Genomic DNA, 22534 nt, shown 5'->3' with positions numbered 1-22534 from the left:
TTCTTTTCCCGTTCCCGAGCACAAGGAGACCACAGACTGCGCTAATCGCCAAGCCAGACAAGCCCGGCAAGGACAGCCGCAAGACGCCAAGCAGCCAAGATGATCGAAACCGCCTCAACAATTATTGAGCGAAGGCATCAATGATATCGATCAAAAAAACAAAACGCTTTCTGGGCAGCTTTGCCGGCCGCATCATCCTGGGCGGCACCATCATTCACGCCTTGATGATCCCCTTCCTGTTCGCCAGCGTCTTGTTCATCGTGGAAGCGGGCTTTGAGGATCAGTTCATCAGCGCCAGCCGCAGCCATGCCGATCATCTCACCAGCCATCTGCTTGAAACGCCGGCCAGCGCCGAGCACTTGCAAGCCCATCTGGACGGGCTGTTAAGCGATGAACACATCGTCTTCGCGGAAATCAGGACCGCCTCCGGCCTCTCCCTTGCCGCGGCGGTCCGCCCCAACTATGAAAACGCGGTGTTCATTGCCGATCACGGCTTTGCCGAGCATGGCGACAGCATTTATTTTCTGGCCCGGCCCGCAGTGTTGCACAACGGTGAGCCGGTGACCCTGCGGCTGGGCTACGACGAGCGGCCCGCCCGGCTGAACATCCGCCACATCTATTACAACGGCCTGGTGCTGGCCGCCGCCTACGTGCTGTTTTCGCTGCTGCTGGTCGCGGTCATCACACCGCAGCTGACCCGGCCCCTCAAGCGTCTGCGCGACGCCGCACAGGACATCACCGCCGGCAAGACCGTCGCCCGCCTGCACGCCCCCTCCCGCATCACCGAAGTCGCTGAGCTGGCCCGGGACCTGGAACGCATGCACCAGAAAACCTTGTCCCAGGCCCACGCCGTGGCCACCCGCGAAGCCCGTCTCCAGGCCATCATGGACAATGTGGTGGACGGCATCATTACCGTCGATCCCCACGGCAACATTCAATCCATGAACCGCTCGGCCCTGGACATCTTTGGCTACCACAGTGACGAGATCATCGGCAGCCATCTCAACACCCTGCTGGCACGGGACCACTTTTGCGCCCTGGGCGAACACCAAGACGGCCACCGCCCCATTACCGGCATGGGGACGGAGGAAACCGTGGGCCGGCACAAAGACGGCCACGAATTTCCCATCGAACTGGCCCTCAGCGAAATGCGGCAAAACGCCCGGCTGTTGTTCATTGCCATCGTGCGGGACATCACCCGGCGCAAGGAAGCGGAAGCAGAACTCAAGGCCCTGCAGGAAGACCTGGAACGACGCGTGCTGAAGCGCACCCGCGAGCTGGCCACGCTCAACCGCGAACTGGAGCACCAGGCCCTGCACGATGCCCTGACGGAGCTGCCCAACCGCCTGCTGCTGCAAGACCGCCTGCGCCAGGCCATCCTGGCGGCCGGGCGGGAACATCATCCGCTGGCGCTGCTGCTCATGGATCTGGATCATTTCAAGGAAATCAACGACACCCTGGGGCACCATGTGGGGGACATGGTGCTGCAAGACGTGGCCCGGCGCATGCGCACGGCCTTGCGCGGCTCGGACACCATCGCCCGCTTAGGGGGCGATGAGTTCGCCATTCTGCTGCCGGTGGTGGACAGCGCCGCCCACGCCGAAGAAGCCGCGCGCAAGCTGTTAAATGCACTGAACCGCGCCATCATGCTGGACGAGCAGGGTTTTCACGTGGGGGCCAGCATTGGCATCGCCCTTTGCCCCGAGCACGGCCGCGATGGCGCCACCTTGTTGCGCCATGCCGATGTGGCCATGTATGTGGCCAAGCGGTCCGCCAGCGGCTATGCCGTCTACGATCCCCGGGAAGACGAGCACAGTCCCTCCCGCCTGGCCCTGGTGGGGGAGTTGCGCGAGGCCATAGAGCGCCGCCAGCTGGTGGTGTTCTACCAGCCCAAAATCGAACTGGGCAGCGGCCGCGTCACCGGAGTGGAAGCGGTGGTGCGCTGGAACCACCCCCAGCGGGGGCTGCTGCTGCCAGACGACTTCATTCCCCTGGCGGAGCACACCGGCCTGATTCGCCCCCTGACGTTCTTCGTGTTGGAAGAGGCCTTGCACCAGCTCCATCTGTGGCGCCGCGACAATCTCGGCCTCGCCCTGGCGGTGAACCTCTCCGCCCGCCTGTTGCAGGACCAACAACTGGCGCAGAAAATCGCCCGGCTCATGCGCCATTGGGAGGTTCCCGCCTCCTGCCTGGCCTTTGAGATCACCGAAAGCGCCATCATGGCCGACCCCTTGCGCGCCATGAACACCCTGCAATTCCTCAACAGCCTGGGGGTGAGCCTGGCCATCGACGATTTCGGCACCGGCTATTCGTCTCTCATCTATCTCAAGCAATTGCCGGTGGACGAGATCAAAATCGACAAGTCCTTCGTCATTAACATGCTGCGCAACAACGAAGATCTGGTCATCGTCCGCGCCACCATCGACCTGGCCCACAACATGGGCCGGCGGGTGGTGGCGGAAGGGGTGGAGAGTGCAGAGGTGCTCAAAGAACTGGCGCGCCTGGGCTGCGACCTGGCCCAGGGCTACCACGTGAGCCGGCCGCTGACGGCGGGGGTGCTGGGCCGCTGGCTGGGGGAATCCTCCTGGCGGGTGGCGGCCGGCGACGCCCCCTGTCAGCCAACCACCTCGTAGACGGCCGCGGCCGCCACCACGGCCAGAGCAGCGTACAGCCCCGCCAGCACATCGTCCAGCATAATGCCCAAGCCACCCTGGAGGCGGCGGTCGATAGCCCCGATGGGCCAGGGCTTCCAGATGTCGAACAGGCGAAACAGCCCGAAACCCAGCAGCCACCACAGCCCGCCGGCGGGTGCCGGGGCCAGGGTGATCCACAGCCCCACCATCTCGTCCCAGACAATGGCCGGGTGGTCGTGAACCCCTAGGCGCCGGGCGGTCTCGCCGCACAGATAAATGCCCACCACCAGAGCCACCGCCACCACCAGCAGATAAGCTTCCAAGGGCCAATCCTGCCACCACCAGTAAAAGGGCAGCCCCACCAGGGTGCCGAAGGTGCCGGGGGCTTTGGGCGCCAGGCCGCTGCCAAAACCCAGGGCCAGGAAGGGCAGCGGCTGGCGCAGCAGCCGCCGCAACGCGGCCGCCTCCCCCTTTGCCCGCGGCATATTCATTGCCGCTCCCGGAAATGATCGTAGCCCGGGCTGGCCAAAGAAAACGCCGTGCCGTCTTTCCGCTGGAGCTGCAAACCGGGCGCGGCGCTCAGTGCGCCGATGGGGGTGCAGGGGCAGCCCAGGGCGCGGCCGGCGGCCAGGGCCTCCTCCAGCCGTTTTGGCGGCACCGCCAGCAAAAGCTCGTAGTCATCGCCGCCACTTAAGGCCAGCCGCCACAAAGCCTCCTGCCCCAAGCCCAGTTCCGCGGCAGCGGCGCGGGCGGCGGCGGACAGGGGCAGCCGCGCCAGTTCCAGCCGGGCGCCCACGCCACTGGCCTCCAGCAGGTGGGCCAAATCCGCCGCCACGCCGTCAGAGACGTCGATGGCGGCGTGGGCCCAGTCCCGCGCTGCCCGGCCCAGGGCCAGGCGCGGGCTGGGACGATGCCAGCGGCGCTCGAGGCAACCGGCCGCCGCGGGGGGGAGAATCCTGCGCTCCCGCCAGGCCGCCAGGGCCAGCGCCGCCTCCCCCACCGTACCGCTCAGCAGCAAAACATCGCCGGGCCGTGCCCCGGCCCGCCCCAGGGCCCGGCCGGCAGGGATGAAGCCATGGGCCTGGACGGTCACCGTCAGCGGCCCGCGGGTGGTGTCCCCCCCCACCAGTTGCACCCCGTGCTCGGCGGCCAGGGCGAAAAAACCGGCGGCGAAGCCTTCCAGCCAGGCGGGATCGGGACGCGGCAGGGTGAGGGCCAGGGTCGCCCAGGCTGCCTCCGCCCCCATGGCGGCAAGATCGCTGAGGTTGACGGCCAGGGCTTTGTGTCCCACGTCTGTGGCGCGCGCCGTGGCGGGGAAATGCACATCGGCCACCAGGGTGTCCATGGCGACCACCAGCTCGCAGCCGGCAGGGGGACGCAGCACGGCGCCATCGTCACCGATGCCGATCGCCGCATCGGGCCGCCGCGGGCCGCGGCTGAAGTACCGACGGATGAGGTCAAATTCGGACAGGGCCATCGGGCCGGCGCGCTTCAGCCGCCCCGCTCCAGGGGCCTGAGCCTGACTGCCAGCCTGTCCAGCACGCCGTTGACGTAACGGTGGCTTTGCTCGGCACCGAACAACTTGGCCGCTTCCACCGCTTCGTTGATCACCACCCGGTAGGGAATCTCCGGCCGGGCGGCCAGCTCCCAGGCACCGATGCGCAAAATGGCCCGTTCCACCGGGTCCAGCTCCCGCACCGGACGGTCCAGGCAGGTTCCCAGGTGACCGTCAATCTCGGCCACATGGGCGGCCACCTCGTGCAGCAGGCCGCAAAAGTAATTCTTATCCACCCCTTTGAGGGCACCGGCGGCGAAAAACTGATTTTCGATGTCCACCACCTCCGGCCCCTGGCCGGCAAGCTGCCATTGATACAAGGCCTGCAGGGCGCAGTGGCGGGCTTTGCTGCGGGCGTGACTCACCGCCGGTCTCCCCTCTTTGCCGTCACGGCAGTTTTCGCAGCAGGCTGACCATTTCCAGCGCCGCCAGCGCCGCTTCCACGCCTTTGTTGCCGGCCTTGGTGCCGGCCCGTTCGATGGCCTGCTCGACAGTGTCCACAGTGAGAATACCAAAAGCCACCGGCAGATCATGCTTCAACGCCACCCCGGCCACCCCCTTGGCGCACTCCCCGGCCACGTAGTCGAAATGGGGGGTGCCGCCACGAATGATGCAGGCCAGGGCAATGACCGCGTCAAAGCGGCCGCTGGCCGCCACCCGCTGCACCGCCAGGGGGATTTCAAAGGCCCCCGGCACCTGGATCAAATCGATATGGGAGCGGCCAACGCCGTGGCGGTGCAAGGCATCCACCGCGCCGTTGATGAGATGCTCAACAATGAAGCTGTTGAAACGCCCGGCGACCAGGGCAAAGCGCGCGTCCGTGGCGGTGAAATCACCGGCAAAGGTGTTGATCTCGCTCATGGGTAGGGGTCTCGCTGTGGGCTCACCCCCGCGCGGCGGAGGCGAAATTACTTATGGACTGAAAGTTGTGCATTCTAGCACTACTGGCAAGGAGGGTTGATCAGCCGCAGCCAAGTGACCGTCTCACCCCCTTCCCAAAGGGGTAATGAAGGATGACGGTGGCACGGCTGATTGTTACGGCACGCGCTCAACAGCTCACAACTTCAAGGAGAAGTGATGGCTGCGCAGGACCATGCGCTGGCGGAGATAGAAACGGTGGGCATCGAAACGCTGCACGCCCGAATCCAGTTCCAGATGGCTACAGCCGTTTTCACGGGCGTGGCGCACCAGCCAGTCGAACAGGACGCGGCCATGACCGGCAGAGCGGCTGTGCGCGTCGGTGACCAGATCGTCCACATACATGAAGCGGCCGAAAACGAGATTCTCGCTGAGGCGGAAACCGGCCACGGCTTTCACCGCGCCTCCCTCACTCAGGGCCACCAGACGAAAACCGGCGTCCATTTGCCGGCGCACGCGCGGTACAAATTCCTCCGCCCGCAAATGAGGGCGCAGCTGGACCATCACGGGAAAACAGGCCTGGATGGCGCCATCGCTGCCGGCAATGGCGACGGCTGTGCCATCAGTCATGTTCCAGATACTCCACCACTTCCAGGCCAAAGCCCGACACGCCATGCAAACGCCGCCGCGAACCGATAACCCGCATTTTGCCCACGCCAATGTCAGCCAGTATCTGCGCGCCCACGCCGTAGGTGCGCAATTCATCGCCGCCGGCCGGCGGCTGGGGCGGCGCCCCGCCCCGGCTCTGCAAACACCAGTTGCGGATGCGCTGCAACACCTCCTGCTCCTCGTTGGGCCGCCGGAGCACGATCAGCACGCCCCCTTCCTGGGCGATGCGCTGCAGGGCATCGTTGAGTGGCCAGGTGGCATCAAAACGGCCCAGGCCCAGCACGTCGCCCAGAATGTCCAGCATGTGCACCCGCACCAAAGCAGGCGTGTCAGGGTCGATGTCGCCCCTGACCAGGGCCAGGTGGCTGTCACCGGTGACACCGTCGTGATAGGCCAACAGACGGAACGGGCCGTGAGGTGTTTGCACCTCGGTTTCAGTGAGACGCTCCACGGTTTTCTCGTGCTGCAAACGATAACTGATAAGATCGGCAATGGTACCCAGTTTCAAGCCGTGCTCAGCGGCGAAACGCTCCAGCTCGGGCCGCCGCGCCATGGTGCCGTCTTCGTTGAGAATTTCGACAATCACCGCCGCCGGTTCCAGCCCCGCCAGCCGCGCCAGATCGCACCCGGCCTCGGTATGACCGGCGCGGGTGAGCACACCGCCGGGCTGGGCCATAATGGGAAAAATGTGCCCGGGCTGCACCACGTCTTCCGGTTTCGCCTCTGCCGCCACCGCCGCCTGAATGGTGGTGGCCCGGTCCTTGGCGGAAATCCCCGTGCTCACCCCCCGCGCCGCCTCGATGCTGACGGTAAAGCGCGTGCCATGACTGCCCTGGGAGGCGCCCACCATCAAAGGCAGGCGCAGCTGGGCGCAGCGCTCCTGGGTGAGGGTGAGACAGATCAAACCGCGGCCGTAGCGGGCCATGAAATTGATATCCTCCGGCCGCACCTTGCTGGCGGCCATGAGCAGATCGCCCTCGTTTTCGCGGTCTTCGTCATCGACAATGACCACCATGCGACCGGCTCTTAAATCTTCGAGTATGTCTGGGATGGTGCTGAATGACATGGTTGGGATGGGGCCTTGGTTTTGCGTAGCCCGGTTGACCTCGTTACGGTATTAACCCGGCAATCCTAATTGCCGGGTTAATAGCGAAGAATCTGACGTCACCTTGCCTGGAAGAGGGGTTGTCATGTTTGTTTCCCACGCCTTCGGGCGCGCTCATCGGGCCGCAAAAAACCATACCGCGCCAACAACGCCCGGCTCACACCGCCGCGCTCCGCCGCGGCGTCACCCATCACCAAACGCTCCAGATAACGCGCCACCAAATCCACTTCCAAATTGACGCGGGTGCCGGCGGCATAGCGGCCCAAGGTGGTCACCGCCAGGGTGTGAGGGACGACGTTCACCCAAAACTCCGCGCCGGCCACCGTGTTGACGGTGAGGCTGACGCCGTCCACGCAGATGGAGCCCTTGGCGGCGATGTAGCGGGCCAGTTCACCTGGCGCCCGGATCACATAGCGGGTGGAGGCGCCAGCCTGTTCGCGCCGGATGACTTCGCCGACGCCGTCCACATGGCCGCTGACCAGATGGCCCCCTAAGGGGGCGCTTAAGGTGAGGGCCTTTTCCAGGTTGACGGGATCGCCCGCGCGCAAACCGGAAAAAGTGGTGCAACGGCGGGTTTCGGCGGACACATCGGCGCTGAATCCGTCATCGTGCAGCGCCACGGCGGTAAGGCACACGCCGCTGACGCTGACACTGTCACCCAGGACCGCGCCGCTTAGATCCAACGCGCCGGCACGGATGCGGATGCGGGCATCGCCGTCCCCTTGCTCCAGGGCGGCGATGTGGCCGACGGCTTGAACGATACCTGTAAACATGGTTGTTTTCGCAGTTGCGCCCCTGTTTTTTGAAAAAACACCCTGTTTAAGTTGAGCGCACCGGCTCGGCCTTTGCCGTAATGCGCCAGTCACTACCCACGGCCCGTATGTCTGTAATGTCGAGCCGGGGGCATTGTGCCAAGTCATCAAACACTGGCAATTTGAACACACCGCGGGCGCCGTCACCCAGGATCTTGGGCGCCAGGTAGATAATCCATTCGTCCACCAGGCCTTCGCGCAATAATGCGCCGGTCAGCGTCGGCCCGGCTTCCAGCAAAACTTCATTCATGTCCTCTGCCGCCAGATGGGTGAGCACGGCGTGCAGGTCCAGGCTGCGGGCGGCGCGGGGCAGCCGGTGCACGGTGACACGGGGAGACGCCAAACGGCGCCAGGCGACCCGTTCGTCGCTGGCGGTGAGCACCAGCGTGCCCCCGGGCTGGCGCAACAAACGGGCGTCCGGCGGCAGACGCAGGCCGCTGTCCAGCACCACCCGCAGCGGCTGGCGCACCTCGCCCTGGCAATGGCTGTCCAGCTCCGCCGGGCTCAGGCGCACGGTGAGGGCAGGGTCATCCGCCAGCACGGTGCTGATGCCGGTGAGCACGGCGCTGCTCATTGCCCGCAGGCGTTGCCCATCGCGGCGGGCCGCCTCGCCGGTGATCCACTGGGACACGCCATTGGAAAGTGCCGTTCGGCCGTCCAGGCTCATGGCCACCTTGGCCCGCACCCAGGGCCGACCCTCCCGCATACGGCGGCAAAAGCCGGGGTTCAGCGCTTCGGCTTCGGCCGCCAGCACGCCGCTGTGCACGGCCACACCCGCGGCGGCCAGGCACCGCAAACCCTGTCCCGCCACGTGGGGATTGGGGTCTTCCATGGCCGCCACCACCCGCGTGACACCCGCTTCAATCAGCGCCCCGGCGCAAGGAGGCGTACGGCCATGATGGCTGCAGGGCTCCAGGCTCACGTAGGCCGTGGCACCGCGGGCGTGGGGACCGGCCTGCTGCAGCGCCGCCACTTCGGCATGGGGGCCGCCCGCACGGCAGTGCCAGCCTTCCCCGACCATCCGGCCCTGCTTGACCAGCACACAGCCCACCCGCGGGTTGGGGTGGGTGCTGTAGCGGCCGCGCTCGGCCAGACGCAGGGCGCGGGCCATCCAGCGGCGGTCTTCGGGACTGTCGGAGCAGGTCGTCATTGTGTTTTGAATTCACCACGCAGACACGGGGCCGCGATCTGGCAAACAGAGTTGGGCCAGAGCGGAACAGCGCATCTGCCGCAGCTGTTCAACTGGCCTCCATCGCGCTTTGTTTCCCCGTGTGAAAAAGAGGGGCCGGGACACTTGCCACATGCATTCAGCCCGCGTTACCGCCATGCCCACCGTGGTGAACACCGGCGTCACCGCTGCTTGCCTTCCTCCTCCGGCAACAGAGGGATCTGCTGTTTGGCCAGCTCCGGCGAGGGCGCGCGTTGCAGGCGTTCGATTTCTTCGCGAAAGGCGTTGACGTCCTGGAAGGAACGATAGACCGAAGCAAAACGCACATAGGCCACTTCATCCAGGCCGCGCAGTTCTTCCATCACCCATTCGCCCAACTGCCGGGCGCTGATTTCCCGCTCGCCGCTGGCGCGCAGGCGGTGGATCAGCCGGGTGATGGCGACATCCACTTGTTCGACGCCCACGGGGCGTTTTTCCAGCGCCCGCTGCATGCCGGCCCGCAGCTTCTCCTCCAAAAATGGCTCGCGGCTGCCGTCACTCTTGACGATGCGCGGCAGGACAAGTTCAGCCGTCTCAAAGGTAGTGTAGCGTTCGCTGCAGGCCAGGCATTCGCGCCGCCGCCGCACGCTGTGGCCGTCGGCGCTGAGGCGCGAGTCCACCACTTTGGTGTCAGCGGCGCCGCAAAAGGGGCAACGCATGGGGCGGGGCCGGGCTTATTTCTGGTAGACCGGCAGGGCCTGGGCGATGTCGCACACCTGGGCCTTGACCCGCTCGATCACCGCCTCGTCGGCCAGATCGTCCAGGATGTCACACATCCAACCGGCCAGCTCTCGACACTGCTGCTCGCTGAAACCGCGGGTGGTGAGTGCCGGGGTGCCGACGCGGATGCCGCTGGTGACAAAAGGCGAACGGGGGTCGTTGGGCACGGCGTTTTTGTTCACGGTGATGTGGGCCGCGCCCAGGGCCGCTTCGGCGTCTTTGCCGGTGATGTCTTTGTCGATGAGATCCACCAGGAACAGATGATTGTCGGTGCCACCGGAGACAATGTTGTAGCCCCGCCGTTTCATGGTGTCGGCCATGGCCCGGGCATTGGCAATGACTTGTTGCTGGTAGGCCTTGAATTCCGGTTGCAGCGCCTCTTTGAAAGCCACGGCCTTGGCGGCGATGACATGCATCAAGGGACCGCCCTGGGTGCCGGGGAACACGGTGGCGCTCAGCTTTTTCTCGATTTCGGGATTGGTCCTGGCCAGAATCAAGCCGCCGCGGGGACCGCGCAGGGTTTTGTGGGTGGTGGTGGTGGTCACATCGGCGATGGGCACGGGGTTGGGATACAAACCCGCTGCCACCAGTCCGGCCACGTGGGCCATGTCCACAAACAAATAAGCGCCCACTTGGTCAGCAATGGTGCGGAAACGCTGCCAGTCCACCACCCGGGAATAGGCGCTGAAGCCGGCGACGATCAGTTTCGGCCGGTGCTCGCGGGCCAGTTCTTCCACGTGGGCGTAGTCGATCTCGCCGGTGGCGGCATCCAGGCCGTATTGCACGGCGTTGAACAATTTGCCCGAGAAGTTCACCTTGGCGCCGTGGGTGAGGTGACCGCCGTGGGCCAGGCTCATGCCGAGAATGGTGTCACCCGCTTGCAGCAGGGCCAGATAAACGGCGGCGTTGGCTTGGGAGCCGGAATGGGGCTGCACGTTCACATAATCGGCGCCAAACAATTCCTTGGCCCGTTCGATAGCCAGCTGCTCGGCGATGTCCACGTACTCGCAGCCGCCGTAATAACGTTTTCCCGGATAACCCTCGGCGTACTTGTTGGTGAGCACCGAGCCTTGCGCTTCCATCACCCGCGGGCTGGCGTAGTTCTCCGAGGCAATCAGTTCCAGGTGTGCTTCCTGGCGCTTGAGCTCTTCGGACATGGCCGTCCACAAGGCATTGTCAAAACCGGCAATCTGCATATCTTTGGTAAACATGAGCCTCACCCTGAACCGCCCGACCGGGCCGCAAAAAGGGGTTAAGGATACCCCATTCGCCGCGCTTGTGCAGTACAGGCACGCGCCGGCGCAGTACCGGCAAACTGGAAGTTTGGGGGGGCGTTCGTGATATATTAATCCCCCCACCGGAAAAGGATAATCCGCCGCGAGCGGACCAGGCGATAACCAGCAGGGACGCGATGGAATAACAGCCTGCTTCCGGGTTCCCTCAGGGACAGCCTTTTACTTGTCGTGCACCGTGATTGCGAGCGCGGCCGGGCGCGTACGACCCGGCTGTGATCCCGTCACAGGGATGTGATGAACATACAAGGGGACCACCCAATGTCGTCTGAAGATCAAATCCAGGCCTCGCCCGGACCCGGGGCGAACAAAATACTGCAGCTACTCGCTCCGATTAAGCAGGACAGCAACGGTGCCGCCCTGTTCGAATACATCGAACAACTCCTGGGCGATACGGAACAACAACACCGCGAAATAGAAATCACCTACGCCGAGTTGTTCGACCAATTGCTGGACGGCTGGGCACGGCAACTGCCCGGCAGTTCGCCGCTCCGCCTGCAAATAAAACTGCTGCAGCTTCGCCTCACGCCGCCCATCTCCCCCTCGGATCTGGCCAAACTGCGCGAACACGCCAGAGCCGTGGCCGAGACACCCACCAGCGAAAGCATGGTGCGCGCCGTGCTGGCGCCACTGCTCACCAGCGGCGCAGAAGAAGTGGAGATCAGCCCCCCGCCGCAGCGGACGCCACGCACCCAACCGGAACAGATCGACGCCGCTTACCGCCAACATATGGACGACAAGCGGCAAACCATCCACAAGCTTCAGGAGGGCCTGGGCGCCCAGATCGCGGCCACCGTGCGGCTCAACGACCGCCTGGGCCGCGTGCTGGACCACGGCCTGCAAAGCCTGGAGCATTTGAAAGAGGCGCAAGGCACAGACACCCTGCGCCAACACCTGCTGGAGGAATTGCGCAAGCTGACCCGGGAACAGGGGGAACTGGCCGCTCAGCTCAAGCACATCAACGCCGCCGTCACCGCCGCTCAGGCCGACGGCCAGCGCCTGAGCGACGAACTCACCCGCATTCACCTGCTCAGCCTCACCGACGACCTCACCGGCCTGGCCAACCGCCGCGCCTTCATGCGCCGCTTGAAAGACGAGGTGTCACGGGTGCAACGCTATGGCAACCCCCTGTCGCTGGCCTTGTTGGATCTGGACGATTTCAAGTCCATCAATGACCGCTACGGCCACGCCGCCGGTGATGAAGTGCTCAAAGCCTATGCGGCAGAAATCCTGTCCATCTTCCGCCACCACGATCTGGTGTCGCGTTACGGTGGCGAGGAATTTGCCATACTGCTGCCCAATACCCACAGCGAGGGGGCCCTGCGCGCCCTGCGCAAAGTGCAAAAGAGGGCAGCGGACACCACCTACCAGTTCAACGGTCAGGCCCTCGCGCTTCCCACCTTCTCCGCCGGGCTGGTTTTGTTCCGCCCCGGCGAGACGGCGGAAGACCTGATCCAGCGCGCCGACCAGGCACTGTATTCCGCCAAGCACCAGGGGCGCAACCGTATTGAATTCGAGCACTCGGAGAGCGCGAGCACGTCGTTGGGATAAGCCTGCGGGGAAGACCGACCCGTACCGCTCCAATCTGGATCAGGGCCTGCCGTCCAAATCGGCGCCTTCTTTTTTCACCGGCATGAGATCGGCCTTGCTGATCCCCAACGCCAGGGCCGCGCTGCTGGCGACATAAATCGACGAGTAGGTGCCCACCACAATACCAAGGATCAGCGCCAGGGCGAAGTTGTGGATCACCTCACCGCCCAGCAGAAACAGCGCGAACAACACCAGCAAGGTGGTGAAGGAGGTCATCAGGGTACGCGCCAAGGTTTGATTGACGGAGGTGTTGGTCACCTGCTCCGGCGACCCTTTGCGTATTTTGCGGAAATTTTCCCGGATGCGGTCGAACACCACAATGGTATCGTTGAGCGAATAGCCGATCACCGCCAGCACGGCGGCCAGCACCGTCAAGTCAAACTCGAAACCAAACAGGGCGAAGATGCCCAGCACAATCAACACATCATGCCCCAGTGCCGCCACGGAGCCCACGGCAAAACGCCATTCAAAACGAAACATCACATAAATCAGAATACCGAACAAAGCACCCAACATGGCCAGACCACCTTGCTCGGTGAGTTCGTCGCCCACCTGGGGACCGACGAATTCCACCCGCCGCATGGACGGCTCACCGGTGCCTTTCAGCGCGCGCAGGACGTCAGTGCTGATATCAGCGCTGGACAGGCCTTCCCGGGGCACCAAGCGCACCAGCACGTCCTGCGAGGTGCCGAAATGCTGCACGACGGCATCCTTGAACCCGGCGTCTTTCAGGGCCTCGCGCACGCTCTCCAACTCAACCGCCTGCGGATAGCCCACTTCAATCAGCGTGCCACCGGTAAAATCAATGCCCAGCTCCAGGCCACGAAGGGCCAGCGCCAGCACGGAAACCACCAACAGCGCGGCGGACACATACAAGGCCAGCCTGCGCCGGCCCATAAAATCAATATTGAGCGGTTGTTTGATAAGCTGCATGGGACTGTCCGCCTAGATCGCCAGCCTGGCGACCCGTTTGCCACCGTAAATGAGGTTGATCATGGCCCGGCTCACCATGATGGCCGTGAACATGGACGTGATGATGCCTATGCACAAGGTCACGGCGAAGCCTTTGATGGGACCGGTGCCGAACATGAACAGGATCGCGGCAGCGATCAAGGTGGTGATGTTGGCATCGGCAATGGTGGACAGGGCGCGTTGATAACCGGAATGGATGCTGGCCTGGGGTGAATTACCCGCCCGTATTTCCTCCCGTATGCGCTCAAAGATGAGCACATTGGCGTCCACCGCCATGCCAACGGTCAGCACGATGCCGGCGATGCCGGGCAGAGTCAGGGTGGCCTGCAACATGGACAGGACTGCAATAATCAGTATCAGGTTGAACACCAGCGCCACGCCGGCCACCACGCCGAAGATCCGGTAATACACCGCCATGAACACCACCACCACGAGGAACCCGACGATGACGGCCATACGCCCCTGATCGATATTGTCTTGTCCCAGGCTGGGACCGACGGTGCGCTCTTCGACGATGTCCACCGGCGCGGCCAGGGCACCGGCACGCAGCAGCAGCGCCAGATCGCGCGCTTCATCAGGGCTGTCCAGCCCGGTGATCTGGAAGCGTTTGCCCAGGGCCTCACGGATCACTGCCTGATTGATGACTTCTTCGACTTTCTTCTTGACCTTGACGGGCTTGTCGCCTTCCCAGCGGGTCTCTGTTTTGGTTTCGATGAACACCACGGCCATGAGTTTGCCCACGTTTTCACGACTGACATTATGCATGGAACGCGCCCCCTTGCCGTCCAGGGTGATGCTCACCGCCGGGCTGCCATCGCGCTGATCGATAGTCGCCGCGGCATCGGTGATGGAATCGCCGGTGATGATGACGCGCCTTTGCAGCAGGACCGGCTGGCCCTGGCGGGTGCGATAGAGGCGGGAGCCGGCCGGCACCCGCCCGGCGGCCGCCGCGGCGGCCTCGTGCTTCTCGTCCACCATGCGGAACTCCAAGGTGGCGGTGGCACCGAGTATTTCCTTGGCGCGGGCGGTGTCCTGCACGCCGGGGAGCTGGACCACGATGCGGTTTTGGCCCTGGCGCTGGATCACCGGCTCGGCCACGCCCAGCTCGTTGACCCGGTTGCGCAAGGCGGTGATGTTTTGCTGCACGGCGAAGTTGCGGGCTTCCTGTTGTTCTTTTTCGCTCATGACCGCCCGGACCAGGAACGCCCCGTCCTCATCCGCCTCACTCAGCACCAGCTCGGGAAAGGCCTTGCGCAACACCACCCGGGCGGCGTCCCGCTCCTCCCGGCTGCGGAATTTGACTTCCAGCTTTTCGCCCTCGCGGCGCACGGAAAGATAACGCAGTTTCTCTTCCCGCAAGGCGGCGCGAAAATCACCCACGTAGCGCTCCAGGGTCTGATCCGTCACCGCCTCCATGTCCACCTCCATGAGGAAATGAACGCCACCGCGCAAATCCAGGCCCAGATACATGGGCAGGGCGTTGATGGCCCGCAGCCACGATGGCGTGGTGGGAGCCAGGTTGAGGGCGACGAAGTAGTCGTCCCCCAACTCACGCTTGACCAGACCCTGGGCCTTGAGCTGGTCCTCGGTGTTGTTGAAGCGCACCAGCAGACGCCCGGCGGCCAGCTCGGTGCCTTTGACAGGCACTCCCGCCTCCTGCAACACCACCCGCACCCGCCCTTCCGTAGCGCTGTTCACCTCGGCACCGCGGCTGGAAGAAATTTGCAGGGCGGGGTCGTCGCCGTATAAATTCGGCAGGGCGTAAATCACGCCGATCAGCAGCACGAATGCGATCAGCAACTGTTTCCAAAGCGGGTATTTGTTCATGAAGGCTCAGTCCGCAAAAGCGACTCCGTTGCGGGAGGCTTATTTTTCCTCTTGTTTTTTCTCTTCCAAAGCCGGCGTTTCTTCGGCGGCGGGGGCTTCCTTCCCTTTGGCTTTGCCTTTGCCCTTGCCACCTTCCTTGCCGATGCTCTTGACAGTGCCCCTGGGCATGACGGAGGCGATCATGTTGCGCTGGATTTTCACGCGCACGCCATCGGCCACTTCCATGGTGACAAAGTTGTCATCCACGGCCGTGATCCGCCCCAGCAAGCCCCCGTTGCTCACCACTTCGTCACCCTTGGACAGGGCTTCCACCATTTTGCGGTGCTCCTTGGCGCGCTTCATCTGCGGCCGGATCAGCAAAAAGTAAAACAGCACAAATATGATGATCAGCGGCACAAAACCCATCAGGCCGGGTTCCGGCGGCGCGGCGGCGGGGGCGTCTTGGGCCCAGGCGTTGGAGATGAAAAAGTTCATGGCGTTTACCTTTGATTTATGCAGTCCCAAATCCCTCGGCCCAGGCAGCGCCGGACCGCTTCCGCATCCGCAGCGCGCGCCGCGGCGCGCGCTTTCCCCTCCGGGACGCGAAAGGCCGGTATTATGACACAGGCGACGGCGATTGCACGCGCCGGGCGTAGAAATCAGAAACGAAGGCGTCCAGGCACCCGGCAGCGATGGCGTCCCGCAAGTCCCGCATCAAATCCTGGTAATAGTGGAGATTGTGCAGGGTGTTCAGGCGGGCCCCCAGGCTCTCCCTGCATTGATCCAGATGGCGCAGATAAGCCCGGCTGTAGTGACGGCAGGTGTAACAGGCGCAGTTCGCATCCAACGGCCGGAGGTCATCCCGGTAGCGCGCATTGCGGATCCGGATCACCCCTTCGCGGGTGAACAGATGGCCGTTGCGGGCGTTGCGGGTGGGCATGACGCAATCGAACATGTCCATGCCGCGGCGCACGGCCTCCACGATGTCTTCCGGCGTGCCCACGCCCATCAGATAGCGGGGTTTCTCTTTCGGCATGCGCGGTGCAATGCCCTCCAGCACGGCCAGCATGTCCTCCTTGGGCTCGCCCACCGACAAACCGCCGACGGCATACCCCTCGAACCCGATATCCACCAGGCCGGCGAGGGACTCGGCCCGCAAATGGGCATGCATCCCCCCCTGCACAATGCCGAACAATGCCGCCGGATTGTCGCCGTGGGCCGCCTTGCTGCGCGCCGCCCAGCGCAGGCTCAATGCCATGGACGCGCGGGCCGTGGCCTCATCGGCGGGAAAGGGCGTGCACTCGTCAAAACTCATCACCACATCCGCCCCCAGCTCCCGTTGAACGGCCATGGATTCTTCCGGCCCCAGAAACACCCGGTCGCCGTTCACCGGGGATCGAAAAATCACCCCCTCCTCGCTGATGTGGCGCAACTCACCCAGACTGAACACCTGAAAGCCGCCGGAATCCGTAAGGATGGGGCCGGACCAGTTCATAAAGTCATGCAAATCCCCGTGGGCCCGGATCACCGCCGTTCCCGGCCGCAGCATCAAATGAAAGGTGTTGCCCAGCAAAATGTCCGCCCCCGTGCCGCGCACCTCTTCCGGCGTCAGCGTTTTCACCGTGGCGTAGGTGCCCACGGGCATAAAGGCCGGCGTTTCCACCGCACCGCGGGGAAAAATCAGGCGGCCGCGGCGGGCGGGACCGTCGGTGGCAAGCAGTTGGAATTGCATCAGATTGATTAGGGAGCAGATAAGGGGTGGCGTTGTTGTCAAATCGCTGCCAGCACCGGCGCTATGTCTCAAGTTCCTGCCGACCGAGACACTGGGCACGTTCACAAAACACGTTCACAAAAACAGCCGTGGCGGCCTCCGGTCGCCCCCCCCGGATCGCTGATGATCTGATTCCGGCGCCCCGCGTCCCGGACAACTCCGGGATTTCAGGCGTACCGCGCCCTTGGCAACGTATATTCTGTTGCTGCGCCAGTATATGAAAATCGGGCCGGGCATAACAAACCCGCACCCTTCAAGACCCGGCCGCCCGGCCCGGCGTCACCAGCATCGCGTCCCCATAGCTGAAAAAGCGGTACCCCTGCGCCACCGCATGGCGGTAGGCCTGCAACACCGGCCCGCGCCCGGCAAAGGCGCATACCAGCATCAGCAAAGTGGATTCCGGCAGATGGAAATTGGTGATCAGGGCATCCACCACCTGAAAGCGAAAGCCGGGGTAGATGAACAAGCGGGTCTCGCCCCCGAAGGGTTGGAGCACGCCATCACGGGCGGCGGTTTCCAGGCTGCGGACGACCGTGGTGCCCACGGCAATCACCCGGCCGCCGCGGGCACGGGTTCGGGCGACGGCGCGGCACACCGCCGCGCTCACGGTCACGCGCTCGGCATGCATGCGGTGCCGGGAAACATCCTCCACCCGCAGGGGCTGAAAAGTGCCGGCGCCCACGTGCAAGGTCACGAAGGCCGTATCAACCCCCATGGCGCGCAGACTGTTCAACAAGGCATCGTCAAAATGCAAACCCGCCGTGGGCGCGGCCACGGCGCCGGGTTCGCGGGCGAACACCGTCTGATACCGCTGGCGGTCTTCCGCCGCGCCCGCCCGCCCGATGTAAGGCGGCAGGGGTATTTCACCGTATTGCTCCAACAGATCCGGCAATGGCGTGTCACCCAACACGCGCAACACGAACATGTCTTCGTCGCGGCCGGTCACTTCAGCTTCCACAGCGCCTCCGGACAAGTGCAATCGCGTGCCGGGCCCGGGCGCCTTGCTGGCCCGCACCTGGACCAGCAGCCGGTGCCCGTCCAACAGGCGTTCCACCAGCACCTCGACCTTGCCACCACTGTCTTTCACCCCCCTGAGACGCGCCGGCACCACCCGCGTATCGTTCAGCACCAGCAAATCACCCGGCCGCAGCAGCCGGGGCAGCTCGTAGAACCTGCGGTCCTGCACCGCTCCGCCGGCCCCGTCCAGACACAGCAGGCGGCTGGCGCTGCGCTGCTCACCCGGATGCTGGGCGATCAAGTGAGGGGGAAGATCGTAGAAAAAATCACGGCGCCGCATGGCGCGCGATGGTAGCAATTCGGCAGGTCCAAGCGCAAAGCCCGCCTTGCGCGCCGGAACGACCGCCAGGCGGCATGAATGTCAAAGCGAGGGCGTTGCGAGACACGGCCTTGTACGGGGCTCAATCGAGCTTCTTCACATCCGTTGCGGTTCAAACTCCTCCCCCGCGACATCCCCTTGCCCACCGGCGAGAAACGGCTATACTACGCCGCTTGGCGCCGGGATGGCGGAACTGGTAGACGCGCCAGACTCAAAATCTGGTGAGGGAAACCTCGTGAGAGTTCGAGTCTCTCTCCCGGCACCATAATTTTGGCTAAAGCAGTGCTACCCGTCGCGACGGCGATGGGCAATCAAGAAGAACATTAAACTTCGGACGCACCGTCTCTCGTTAAATCGTTCGCTCGCTCAAGAAGAACTGACGACCTGCGGCACCCCCAGGGGTGGATGCAGTGTCGTGGCACGTGAATTGCTGATGGAGGGCTGGACCTTCTCTGATCGTCAATTCCCGGACCCTTGTCGTTTCATAAGGTAGGACTCGCACCATGAACGGAACCCGTTTCAGCCTGGAAGTACAACCGCAGATTCCCAAGCGCCTGGCGCGCCTGGAGGAGCTGGCCAATGATTTGATGTACAGCTGGGACCGGCGCATCCGGGGGCTGTTTGTGCGCTTGGATCCTGACTTGTGGGAACGCTGCGGCCATAACCCGAAGCTGCTGTTGAAACGCATCGCCCAGGAGCGGCTGAACGCGGCGGCCAAAGACCGTATTTTTATTGAGGACATGAACCGGGCCCTGTCTGCCTACGACACCTATCATCAGGAAAGTGTGCGGCCCGGGATCACGCCCCATTTGGACGCCGAAAGCGATTTGGTGGCCTATTTTTGCGCTGAGTTCGGATTGCACGAATCCCTGCCCATTTACTCCGGCGGCCTGGGGATCCTGGCGGGGGATCACTGCAAGGCAGCCAGCGATTTGACCCTGCCCTTTGTGGCGGTGGGCATGTTGTACCGCCAGGGTTATTTCATTCAGACGGTGGACGCCCAGGGCCAGCAGGTGGCCCACTACAGCCCCACGGATTTTGAGTCACTCCCCACCACCCCGGCCACCTCACCCAGCGGCGGCGAATTGCACGTGTATGTGGACATGCCAGAGCGCCGCGTGGCCTTGAAAGTGTGGCTGGCCAAGGCGGGCCACATCACCCTGTGCCTGCTGGATAGCGATGTGGCGGAAAACAGCGCCAGCGATCGCGCCATTACCCACCAGCTCTACGGCGGCGACATTCACACCCGGATTCAGCAGGAGATTGTGCTGGGCATCGGCGGGGTGCGGGCGCTGCGCGCCCTGAACATGGCGCCTACGGTGTGGCACATCAACGAGGGCCACGCGGCTTTTCAGGTCTTGGAACGCTGCCGCGAACTCACCGCCGCCGGCGCGGATTTCGATTCCGCCCTGGAACAGGTGGCCAGCGGCACGGTGTTCACCACCCACACGCCGGTGCCGGCGGGCCACGACATTTTCGACCACCATCTGATGCACGAATACTTCGCCGGCTACATCCCCCAGCTCAAGCTGGACATGCCCAGGTTTTTGGAGTTGGGGGTAAGCCCCGGCAACGAGGGCGGCTTCAACCAAACGGCCCTGGCGCTGCGCGGCTCGCGCTTTCACAACGGTGTGAGCCGTATCCACGGTGGCGTGGCCTCACGCATGGAAGCTTACGTGTGGCCGCAAATCCCCCACGAGGAAAACCCTATTTCCTACGTCACCAACGGGGTACATCTGCCCACCTTCCTGGCGCGGGAATGGCTGGGCCTGCTGGACATGCGTTTCGGCGCCGAGTGGCGCAATGAACTCAATAATGAGGCATACTGGTCGCGCCTGGACGAGATTCCCGATTACACGTTCTGGAGTCTGCGCCAGTCTTTGAAATCCGAGCTGCTGGAAGACGTCCGCGAACGCGCCGTACACCAGTACAGCCGCAACGGCGTAAGCGCCACACAGATCAAGCGTCTGACCAGAGAGCTTACGGCGGAAAACACCGACGTGCTCATCCTCGGTTTCGCCCGCCGCTTCGCCACCTACAAGCGGGCCACCCTGTTGTTCTCCGACCCGGAGCGGCTGGCGCGCATAATCAACGACCCCGAACGGCCGGTGATCTTTATTTTCGCGGGCAAGGCCCATCCCCACGACATCCCCGGCCAGCAGCTCATCAAAACCATTCACGAATACAGCCGCCACCCCAGTTTTGAAGGCAAGATCATCATGCTGGAAGGCTACGACATGGCCCTGGGCCGCAAACTGGTCTCCGGGGTGGACGTGTGGGTCAACACCCCGGAATACCCCATGGAAGCCAGCGGCACCTCCGGCCAGAAAGCCGGCATGAACGGCGTGCTCAACTTGAGCGTGCTGGACGGCTGGTGGGGGGAGGGCTACACCGGCGACAACGGCTGGGCCATCACCCCCCACGGGCCCGACTACGACCACGACAAGCGCAACCAGGAAGAAGCCCGGGAACTGCTGGATATTCTCGAAAAAGAAGTGGTCCCCCTCTACTACGACCGCAACGGCCACGGCTACCCCGAAGGCTGGGTGAAAATGGCCAAGGCGTCCATGAAAACACTGATTCCCCGTTTCAACGCCCAACGCATGGTGCTGGATTACGTGGCCGGCTTCTACGGCCCCGCCGCCAAGGCCCGCCGCCGCTTGAGCGGCGACGGCGGCGCCCCGGCAAAGCAACTGGCGGCGTGGAAAAAACGCGTCGCGGCAGCCTGGCCCAAGGTCACCCTGCGGCGCCTCGATCCCCAGCAGACGCGGCTCACCGCGGGCCAGTCGCTGAACATCGAAGTCGGTGTACACCTGGGCGACCTCAAGGCCGATGACATCACCGTGGAGTGCCTGGTGGGCAAGGACGATCACAACAACCACTTCGAACTGCGCGACGTGCAGCGGCTCCAGGCCGCCGGCACCCGCAACGGCGAAACCGTCTTCCGCCTGGATCTGCACCCGCCGCTGCCGGGCTTGCAGTACTACAAGCTGCGTGCCTATCCCAGTCATCCTCTGCTGAGCCATCCCTTTGAGATGGGCCTGATGATCTGGGTGTGACTGGGTTGGCGGCGCCCCTCCCGGGCCCGCCCGGAGCCGGCCAGCCGCCTCGCGCTGCTGCCCCCGCGGGGTGAGAAATGACGGTATGGACCTGATCACATCCAGCAGAGCATTTCACCCATCGCGCCGAATCTGACCAACAAGCGTATTCAATGTTTTCCACTTCGCCGTCGGCGACGGCCAGGGCGGTGCGGGAAAGGGCCGTCGTCGCGCAGAAGGCTTTGCCGGGCAGGGTCAAATCAACCCGGTTCTTCCGTCATCGTCGCTTGCCCCACAGACGCACCCACCCTTGTTGTTCCACCGGCGGGTGCAGCCGAAAGTGCAGTTGGTAGACGTCCACCACGGCCTGCTTTTGCTCGGCGAGAATGCCGGACAAGACGATATCACCGCCAGGGCGAAGCAGCGCGGCAAAACGGGGCGCCAGTTCGATCAACGGTCCGGCGAGGATGTTGGCCAAGAGAAGATCCGCAGGGACGTGGGGGAAATCGGCCGGAGAGTGGGTGGCAATCCGCTCAGCCACCCGGTTGACGAGCGCATTGTCACAAGTGGCTTGCAGGGCCTGGGAATCGTGGTCCACGGCCCGCACCTGGGCTGCGCCGAGCCTGGCGGCGGCGATGGCGAGGATGCCGGAGCCACAGCCATAGTCGATGACGGTTTTCCCCCGGGGAGGATGGGCATCCAGCCAGTTCAGACACAGGGCTGTGGTGGCGTGGGTGCCGGTACCGAATGCCAGGCCGGGATCGAGCAGGATATTGACGCCATCCGGCTCGACTGGGCCCTGTTCCCGCGGACATACCCACAAGCGCTCACCGAAACGCATGGGCTGGAAGTGTTCCAGCCAGGCACGCTCCCAAGCTTGATCTTCCAGCTGTTCTTTACGGCAAGGGGGAGCGGGGCCCAGCAAGGCTTCCACTTTTGCGATGATATCCTCCGCTTGCGTGCCGGAAGCAAACAAGGCGGTCACGACCACCTTCGACCAAAGCGGCGCAGCACCGGGCGGCGGCTCCAGCAAGGCTTCATCGGCAGCGTCACCCAGGGTAACGGCTTGCGCCCCCAGCGCGGACAAGGTGGCGCTCAAGGCTTCGGCCTGGTCGCGGGAGGTGTCAAAGTGGAGTTGCAGCCAGGGCATGATTCGGTCGGTTCATTTGC

General features: G+C 63.9%; 19 protein-coding genes and 1 tRNA gene. 4 read left to right on the top strand and 16 right to left on the bottom strand.

Going from position 1 to position 22534, the window contains the following annotated elements; genetic code table 11:
- The first annotated feature begins 140 nt into the window (after positions 1–140).
- Complete coding sequence (locus ENJ19_09070; protein ID HHM05880.1) at positions 141–2633, top strand: EAL domain-containing protein; 2493 nt, start codon at positions 141–143, stop codon at positions 2631–2633.
- On the opposite strand, the gene ENJ19_09065 is transcribed toward ENJ19_09070, so the two are convergent.
- The 10 genes from ENJ19_09065 to ENJ19_09020 form a co-directional block, all read right to left on the bottom strand.
- Complete coding sequence (locus ENJ19_09065; protein ID HHM05879.1) at positions 2615–3118, bottom strand: phosphatidylglycerophosphatase A; 504 nt, start codon at positions 3116–3118, stop codon at positions 2615–2617. The genes ENJ19_09070 and ENJ19_09065 overlap by 19 nt on opposite strands.
- Positions 3119–3120: 2 nt before the next feature.
- A complete protein-coding gene (thiL, locus tag ENJ19_09060) occupies positions 3121–4104 on the bottom strand; it encodes a thiamine-phosphate kinase (GenBank protein HHM05878.1) in 984 nt (327 codons plus the stop codon).
- Between the two features lie 20 nt (positions 4105–4124).
- The gene (gene nusB / locus ENJ19_09055; protein HHM05877.1) at positions 4125–4553 is read right to left on the bottom strand and encodes a transcription antitermination factor NusB; all 429 of its coding nucleotides are present in this window, start codon (positions 4551–4553) and stop codon (positions 4125–4127) included.
- A 22-nt stretch (positions 4554–4575) separates the two neighbouring features.
- Positions 4576–5049, bottom strand: a complete 474-nt coding sequence (locus ENJ19_09050; protein ID HHM05876.1) for a 6,7-dimethyl-8-ribityllumazine synthase — start codon at positions 5047–5049, stop codon at positions 4576–4578.
- Positions 5050–5244: 195 nt separating this feature from the next.
- Complete coding sequence (locus ENJ19_09045) at positions 5245–5676, bottom strand: GNAT family N-acetyltransferase (protein ID HHM05875.1); 432 nt, start codon at positions 5674–5676, stop codon at positions 5245–5247.
- Positions 5669–6781 carry a 3,4-dihydroxy-2-butanone-4-phosphate synthase gene (gene ribB / locus ENJ19_09040; protein HHM05874.1) on the bottom strand — a complete coding sequence of 371 codons (1113 nt, stop codon included), beginning with the start codon at positions 6779–6781 and terminating at the stop codon, positions 5669–5671. The genes ENJ19_09045 and ribB overlap by 8 nt, the downstream gene beginning before the upstream one ends.
- A gap of 122 nt (positions 6782–6903) precedes the next feature.
- On the bottom strand, positions 6904–7593 hold the full coding sequence (locus ENJ19_09035) for a riboflavin synthase (protein HHM05873.1): 690 nt from the start codon (positions 7591–7593) through the stop codon (positions 6904–6906).
- A 46-nt stretch (positions 7594–7639) separates the two neighbouring features.
- On the bottom strand, positions 7640–8743 hold the full coding sequence (ribD, locus tag ENJ19_09030) for a bifunctional diaminohydroxyphosphoribosylaminopyrimidine deaminase/5-amino-6-(5-phosphoribosylamino)uracil reductase RibD (GenBank protein HHM05872.1): 1104 nt from the start codon (positions 8741–8743) through the stop codon (positions 7640–7642).
- Positions 8744–8982: 239 nt separating this feature from the next.
- Positions 8983–9498: a transcriptional regulator NrdR gene (nrdR, locus tag ENJ19_09025; GenBank protein HHM05871.1), complete on the bottom strand. Its 516-nt coding sequence runs from the start codon at positions 9496–9498 to the stop codon at positions 8983–8985.
- Between the two features lie 15 nt (positions 9499–9513).
- On the bottom strand, positions 9514–10770 hold the full coding sequence (locus tag ENJ19_09020) for a serine hydroxymethyltransferase (protein ID HHM05870.1): 1257 nt from the start codon (positions 10768–10770) through the stop codon (positions 9514–9516).
- 318 nt (positions 10771–11088) lie between these two features.
- On the opposite strand from ENJ19_09020, the gene ENJ19_09015 reads away from it, so the two are divergent.
- Positions 11089–12402, top strand: coding sequence for a GGDEF domain-containing protein (locus tag ENJ19_09015; GenBank protein ID HHM05869.1), 1314 nt, complete (start codon positions 11089–11091; stop codon positions 12400–12402).
- Between the two features lie 39 nt (positions 12403–12441).
- On the opposite strand, the gene secF is transcribed toward ENJ19_09015, so the two are convergent.
- The 5 genes from secF to queA form a co-directional block, all read right to left on the bottom strand.
- The gene (gene secF / locus ENJ19_09010; GenBank protein HHM05868.1) at positions 12442–13374 is read right to left on the bottom strand and encodes a protein translocase subunit SecF; all 933 of its coding nucleotides are present in this window, start codon (positions 13372–13374) and stop codon (positions 12442–12444) included.
- 12 nt (positions 13375–13386) lie between these two features.
- Positions 13387–15240 (bottom strand): protein translocase subunit SecD, encoded by a 1854-nt coding sequence (gene secD / locus ENJ19_09005; GenBank protein HHM05867.1) that lies wholly within the window; start codon positions 15238–15240, stop codon positions 13387–13389.
- A 39-nt stretch (positions 15241–15279) separates the two neighbouring features.
- Positions 15280–15714, bottom strand: coding sequence for a preprotein translocase subunit YajC (gene yajC, locus ENJ19_09000; GenBank protein ID HHM05866.1), 435 nt, complete (start codon positions 15712–15714; stop codon positions 15280–15282).
- Between the two features lie 121 nt (positions 15715–15835).
- Entirely contained in the window at positions 15836–16951 is a 1116-nt protein-coding gene (locus ENJ19_08995) for a tRNA guanosine(34) transglycosylase Tgt (protein HHM05865.1), read from the bottom strand.
- A 292-nt stretch (positions 16952–17243) separates the two neighbouring features.
- Positions 17244–18287: a tRNA preQ1(34) S-adenosylmethionine ribosyltransferase-isomerase QueA gene (gene queA / locus ENJ19_08990; GenBank protein HHM05864.1), complete on the bottom strand. Its 1044-nt coding sequence runs from the start codon at positions 18285–18287 to the stop codon at positions 17244–17246.
- 217 nt (positions 18288–18504) lie between these two features.
- On the opposite strand from queA, the gene ENJ19_08985 reads away from it, so the two are divergent.
- Positions 18505–18591, top strand: a tRNA-Leu gene (locus ENJ19_08985).
- 238 nt (positions 18592–18829) lie between these two features.
- Complete coding sequence (locus tag ENJ19_08980; GenBank protein ID HHM05863.1) at positions 18830–21385, top strand: glycosyltransferase family 1 protein; 2556 nt, start codon at positions 18830–18832, stop codon at positions 21383–21385.
- Positions 21386–21641: 256 nt separating this feature from the next.
- On the opposite strand, the gene ENJ19_08975 is transcribed toward ENJ19_08980, so the two are convergent.
- Positions 21642–22514: a 50S ribosomal protein L11 methyltransferase gene (locus ENJ19_08975; protein ID HHM05862.1), complete on the bottom strand. Its 873-nt coding sequence runs from the start codon at positions 22512–22514 to the stop codon at positions 21642–21644.
- Between the last annotated feature and the right edge of the window lie 20 nt (positions 22515–22534).

This window comes from Gammaproteobacteria bacterium, from assembly GCA_011375345.1.
Lineage (GTDB): Bacteria > Pseudomonadota > Gammaproteobacteria > DRLM01 > DRLM01 > DRLM01.
This window is presented reverse-complemented; position numbering and strand designations above follow the sequence as displayed.

Coding starts and splice junctions, on each gene's coding strand:
- ENJ19_09070 (HHM05880.1), top strand. CDS start 141: ATGATATCGATCAAAAAAACAAAACGCTTTCTGGGCAGCTTTGCCGGC.
- ENJ19_09065 (HHM05879.1), bottom strand. CDS start 3,118: ATGCCGCGGGCAAAGGGGGAGGCGGCCGCGTTGCGGCGGCTGCTGCGC.
- ENJ19_09050 (HHM05876.1), bottom strand. CDS start 5,049: ATGAGCGAGATCAACACCTTTGCCGGTGATTTCACCGCCACGGACGCG.
- ENJ19_09045 (HHM05875.1), bottom strand. CDS start 5,676: ATGACTGATGGCACAGCCGTCGCCATTGCCGGCAGCGATGGCGCCATC.
- ribB (HHM05874.1), bottom strand. CDS start 6,781: ATGTCATTCAGCACCATCCCAGACATACTCGAAGATTTAAGAGCCGGT.
- ENJ19_09035 (HHM05873.1), bottom strand. CDS start 7,593: ATGTTTACAGGTATCGTTCAAGCCGTCGGCCACATCGCCGCCCTGGAG.
- ribD (HHM05872.1), bottom strand. CDS start 8,743: ATGGCCCGCGCCCTGCGTCTGGCCGAGCGCGGCCGCTACAGCACCCAC.
- nrdR (HHM05871.1), bottom strand. CDS start 9,498: ATGCGTTGCCCCTTTTGCGGCGCCGCTGACACCAAAGTGGTGGACTCG.
- ENJ19_09020 (HHM05870.1), bottom strand. CDS start 10,770: ATGTTTACCAAAGATATGCAGATTGCCGGTTTTGACAATGCCTTGTGG.
- ENJ19_09015 (HHM05869.1), top strand. CDS start 11,089: ATGAACATACAAGGGGACCACCCAATGTCGTCTGAAGATCAAATCCAG.
- secF (HHM05868.1), bottom strand. CDS start 13,374: ATGCAGCTTATCAAACAACCGCTCAATATTGATTTTATGGGCCGGCGC.
- secD (HHM05867.1), bottom strand. CDS start 15,240: ATGAACAAATACCCGCTTTGGAAACAGTTGCTGATCGCATTCGTGCTG.
- yajC (HHM05866.1), bottom strand. CDS start 15,714: ATGAACTTTTTCATCTCCAACGCCTGGGCCCAAGACGCCCCCGCCGCC.
- ENJ19_08995 (HHM05865.1), bottom strand. CDS start 16,951: ATGCAATTCCAACTGCTTGCCACCGACGGTCCCGCCCGCCGCGGCCGC.
- queA (HHM05864.1), bottom strand. CDS start 18,287: ATGCGGCGCCGTGATTTTTTCTACGATCTTCCCCCTCACTTGATCGCC.
- ENJ19_08980 (HHM05863.1), top strand. CDS start 18,830: ATGAACGGAACCCGTTTCAGCCTGGAAGTACAACCGCAGATTCCCAAG.
- ENJ19_08975 (HHM05862.1), bottom strand. CDS start 22,514: ATGCCCTGGCTGCAACTCCACTTTGACACCTCCCGCGACCAGGCCGAA.